Origin of the sequence: Parasynechococcus sp. (assembly GCF_042954245.1) — a bacterium.
GTDB lineage: Bacteria > Cyanobacteriota > Cyanobacteriia > PCC-6307 > Cyanobiaceae > Parasynechococcus.
In genome coordinates this window covers 1-3,972 of the sequence record NZ_JBGKDP010000166.1, presented here as the reverse complement: position 1 = coordinate 3,972, position 3,972 = coordinate 1, and the positions used below count along the sequence as shown (strand labels likewise).

General features: G+C 63.1%; 6 protein-coding genes. All 6 read right to left on the bottom strand.

Features of this window, described 5'->3' with window-relative positions:
* The coding region (gene msrA, locus ACGVJ8_RS07435; RefSeq protein WP_392346843.1) for a peptide-methionine (S)-S-oxide reductase MsrA at positions 1 to 431 on the bottom strand (431 nt) is incomplete at its 3' end.
* Positions 428 to 1,609 carry a lipid-A-disaccharide synthase gene (gene lpxB, locus ACGVJ8_RS07430; RefSeq protein WP_392346841.1) on the bottom strand — a complete coding sequence of 394 codons (1,182 nt, stop codon included), beginning with the start codon at positions 1,607 to 1,609 and terminating at the stop codon, positions 428 to 430. The genes lpxB and msrA, both read right to left, overlap by 4 nt.
* Positions 1,609 to 2,433, bottom strand: a complete 825-nt coding sequence (gene lpxA, locus ACGVJ8_RS07425; RefSeq protein ID WP_392346839.1) for an acyl-ACP--UDP-N-acetylglucosamine O-acyltransferase — start codon at positions 2,431 to 2,433, stop codon at positions 1,609 to 1,611. The genes lpxB and lpxA overlap by 1 nt, the downstream gene beginning before the upstream one ends.
* 5 nt (positions 2,434 to 2,438) lie before the next feature.
* Positions 2,439 to 2,894 carry a 3-hydroxyacyl-ACP dehydratase FabZ gene (fabZ, locus tag ACGVJ8_RS07420; RefSeq protein WP_392346837.1) on the bottom strand — a complete coding sequence of 152 codons (456 nt, stop codon included), beginning with the start codon at positions 2,892 to 2,894 and terminating at the stop codon, positions 2,439 to 2,441.
* Positions 2,891 to 3,718 (bottom strand): UDP-3-O-acyl-N-acetylglucosamine deacetylase, encoded by an 828-nt coding sequence (gene lpxC, locus ACGVJ8_RS07415; RefSeq protein WP_392346835.1) that lies wholly within the window; start codon positions 3,716 to 3,718, stop codon positions 2,891 to 2,893. The genes fabZ and lpxC overlap by 4 nt, the downstream gene beginning before the upstream one ends.
* Positions 3,718 to 3,972, bottom strand: a 255-nt coding sequence (locus ACGVJ8_RS07410) for a BamA/TamA family outer membrane protein (protein WP_392346833.1), incomplete at its 5' end; no start/stop codon positions are given. The genes lpxC and ACGVJ8_RS07410, both read right to left, overlap by 1 nt.

Below are 3,972 nucleotides of genomic sequence, written 5' to 3'. Positions count from 1 at the left end.
CCGAGCTCAGCAGCAGCGGCGGCGGCACTGCGTTCCGCCTCCCGGGCTTGCTCAGCATCACCGGTGAAGATCACAGGCCGATAGGAATCACCGCGATCGCAGAACTGCCCGCCGCCATCGAGCGGATCCACATTGCGCCAGTAGCTGCGCAGCAGCTCCGCGTAGCTGATTTGCTCCGGGTCAAAACGCACCTGTACCGCTTCCTGATGCCCCGTCGTCTCACTGCTCACCTGCCGGTAGGTGGGGCGCTCCACCTGCCCGCCGCTGTAGCCGCTCACGGCATCACGCACCCCCGGCAGATCCTCTAGGTCGTGCTCCAGACACCAGAAACAGCCACCAGCAAAGACCGCCGTCTGCAACTCAGCCATGGCCTGCTGGGGCCTGCTGAGCAGCATCAGGCAGGTGAACAGCAGCAGCAGAGTTCGCTTCATCGGATCACCTGATCAAAGATGGCCTTGGCAGCCCGCTCGGTGACGCCGGGGGGCCCCAGGGTGGCCCGCAGCCGCTCGTACCCCTCCAGTATGGCGTGGCGCTCCGGTGTGGCGGTCAACAGAGGAAGCGCCCTCTCCACCAGGGCTTCGGCAGTGAGTTCGTCCTGCAGCAGCTCTGGCACCAAACGCTGCTTGAGCAACAGATTCACCGGCGAAATGTGATCAACCTGGAAGCGCAGTACGTGGCGGGCAACCCAGGCCGTCGGGCGGCTCACACGATACCCCACCACCTGAGGAACTCCCTGCAGGGCAAGTTCCAGATTCACCGTGCCGGATTTGCCCAAGGCAAGATCCGCCGCCGCACAGAGGGTGGTCTTCAGCCCATCCGCTTCAGCCGCGGGAATCACCCGGCCATGGCGGATGCCGGCCTCCTGCAGCGCTGCCGCCAGGGGTGCTTCGAATGCCGCAAGCCCAGCGGGAAGAAGCACCTGAAGATCGGGGTGACTTTGCTTCATCAGGGCTGCCGCCTTGGCCAACGGTGGCATCAAGTAGCGCAACTCCTGGGGCCGCGAGGCCGGCAGCAGCAACAGCACCGGTGCCTCAGGATCCAGACCCAGTTGGCGGCGGGCGCTGGCGCGATCGGGCAGGTTCTGGAAGCTGTCCAACAGGGGATGGCCCACCCAGCTCACATCCGCACCGCGGGCGGTATAGAACTCAGTCTCCGCCGGGAAAATCGCCAGAATCCTGTCGGTGAAATCAATCAGACGGGTGGTGTTGCCATCGCCAAAGCGCCAGGCCCACTCTTGTGGTGCAATGTAGTAAGTGATCGGCAGCTCGGGCTGCTGGCGCCGCAGCCTTGTACCCAGGCGCACATTGGCCCCGACGTAGTCGATCAACACCACCCCATCAAGGGGCTGGTCCTCCAACAATGCATCCACCCGGGCCTGCAGCCGAAGCGTGGGAAGAATCAACGGGACGGCCTCCCAGAGGCCGATGGCCCCCATCGGCGCGGTGTCGGCGATCAAAACCGCACCCGCCGCCGCCATGCGCGGGCCACCCAAGGCCAGGAGCTCCAGTTCTAGCCCCCGTCGATCCGCCTCCAACCGCAGGGCGTGAATCAACAGGCTGCCCTGCAGATCACCGGAGACCTCCCCGGTGCTGATCAGCAGCCGAACCATCAGCGGCTCTGCACTGGCATCGGACCCCGTCGGCCCTGACCCGTGGAGGCTTCAAGGAACCGGCAGAAATGCTCAGCTGCCGGCAGCAAGGGCTGGCTGCGGGCCTGCTGAATCGCGTCAGCAATCACCAGGTCAGAGCGGTACATCAGGGTCCAGATCTCCTGAAGCTGCTTGAGTTCAGCGCCATCGTGGTTAGCAGCCAGGCCACTGCGGCGCAGGCCCACGCGGTTCAACCCCCGCACCCGGCCCGGATGGCCTTCCACCAGGCAATAGGGGGGCACATCCCGGTCGACGCGGGTCATCCCGCCCACCATCGCCATTCCACCGATGTGAGCGAACTGGTGAATGCCCAGACAACCACCAACTACAGCATGGTCTTCGATCACCACATGGCCTGCCACTTGAATGGCATTGGACATGACGATGTTATTGCCCAGATCGCAGTTGTGGCCCAGATGGCAATAGGCCATCAGCAGGTTGCCAGTGCCGATGCGGGTCACCTCACCCTCTTCGGTGGCGCGGTTGATCGTCACGCATTCCCGCAGCGTGTTTCTATCACCGATCAACACCTCGGTGTTGGCACCGCGGTACTTGAGATCCTGGGGCGGAAGACCAAGGCAGGCGCCTGGGTACACCTTGTTGTCACGACCCAGGGTCAGCCGACCATCCAAGACGGTATGGGGTCCGATCCAGGTGTTCTCTCCGATCACCACCTCGGGGCCGACTACCGCACCGGGGCCGATCACCACGCCGGCAGCGAGCTCGGCCTTTGGGTCCACCACCGCCGTGGGGTGGATATGCTGTGAAGCCCTTTGCTGCGACATCCCGCTCAGTCCACTAGGGAGAACATCAATTCCCCGGAGCAGACCAGATCGCCGTCCACCGTGGCCTCAGCCTTGACCTTGCCGAAGCGTTTGCGCTTGAGGCTGACCAGTTCACAGCGGATCACCAGCTGATCTCCAGGAACCACAGGGCGCCGGAAGCGTACCCCGTCAATGCCGGCGAAAACGAACAGTCCCTTCGGCAGATCGGGCATCTGGGTGACGATCAGACCACCCACTTGCGCCATAGCCTCGACAATCAGCACCCCAGGCATCAGCGGACGCTCGGGGAAATGCCCCTGGAACTGGGGCTCGTTCATGGTCACGTTTTTGATCGCCGTAGCCGAAACCCCGGGCTCATGAGCGATGACCCGATCCACCAAAGCGAAGGGGTAACGGTGAGGGAGCAAACCTGCGATCTGCTCGCTGGTGAGCACGACATCTGGGGTGGTGGATTCAGTCACAAAGCGGCTGCGAGATCGGTGTGAAGACCATGGGATCCCTTGTACACAAGAACCTGTGCCTGGGGAAAACCGACGAGGGCCAGGTCGCCAATTAAGTCCAAGAGCTTATGGCGCACCGGTTCATCCTCAAACCGCAGCGGTGGATTCATCCACTGATCACCGTCACAGACCAGGGCATTGTCCAAGGCTCCACCCTGGATCAATCCGGCAGCACGCAGCTGCTCCACCTGCTCCCGGAAACCAAAGGTGCGTGCCGGTGCAATCTCATCGACGAAGCGTTGGGGCGTGAGCTCCAGGGCGAACTGCTGACGACCAATGGCCGCCTGCGGGAAATCAATGATCCCCACAACGCCAAAGCGATCGGACGGGATGGCGGTGATCACACTGTTGCCGCGGTTGCGCAGCAGGGGCTGCTCCAGCCGCGGTGGTACCGGCCGCGAGGTGGCCGCCGACACCAAACCAGCAGCGGCGATGGCCTCCACCCACCCCAGAGCTGAGCCATCCAGCAGAGGAACTTCATGGCCACTCAGGCCAATCTCCACATGGCTGAGCCCACAACCAGCCAGGGCCGCCAGCAGATGTTCGACGGTGGCCACCTTGCTGGAGCCCAGATCCAAGGTTGTGCACAACGGGCTGTCGCGCACCTGATCCGGCCGAAGCTGAATCGGTTGCTTAATCCCCGGCAAACGCATGTGAAATCCCGGCTGATCCGTCGGCCGTAGCTCCACTGTGGCGTCAGCTCCACTGTGGAGACCGACGCCAGAACGTGATGTTTCCGCCGCCAATGTCCAGGCAGCGGAGTAGTCCTGAGGCCAGCTTGTCACTAGAACTTCCAGCCCACGCCCAGATTGAACCGGTAATCGGAGGTGAAGTCTTTGGTGGCCACCTCGACGCGTAGCGGACCAACCGGCGTGGTCACGATCACGCCGGCACCCACTGAAATACCGGAGCCGCTCTTATCCAGCAGCAGACCCGGCTGGCCGGGCACATCCTTCTGGGTGCCGAAATCGGTGCCGGCGTCCATGAACACCTCGCCGGAAAAGATGCTGATCACCGGGAAGCGGTATTCGATAGTGAG

Coding starts and splice junctions, on each gene's coding strand:
- lpxA (WP_392346839.1), bottom strand. CDS start 2,433: ATGTCGCAGCAAAGGGCTTCACAGCATATCCACCCCACGGCGGTGGTG.
- lpxB (WP_392346841.1), bottom strand. CDS start 1,609: ATGGTTCGGCTGCTGATCAGCACCGGGGAGGTCTCCGGTGATCTGCAG.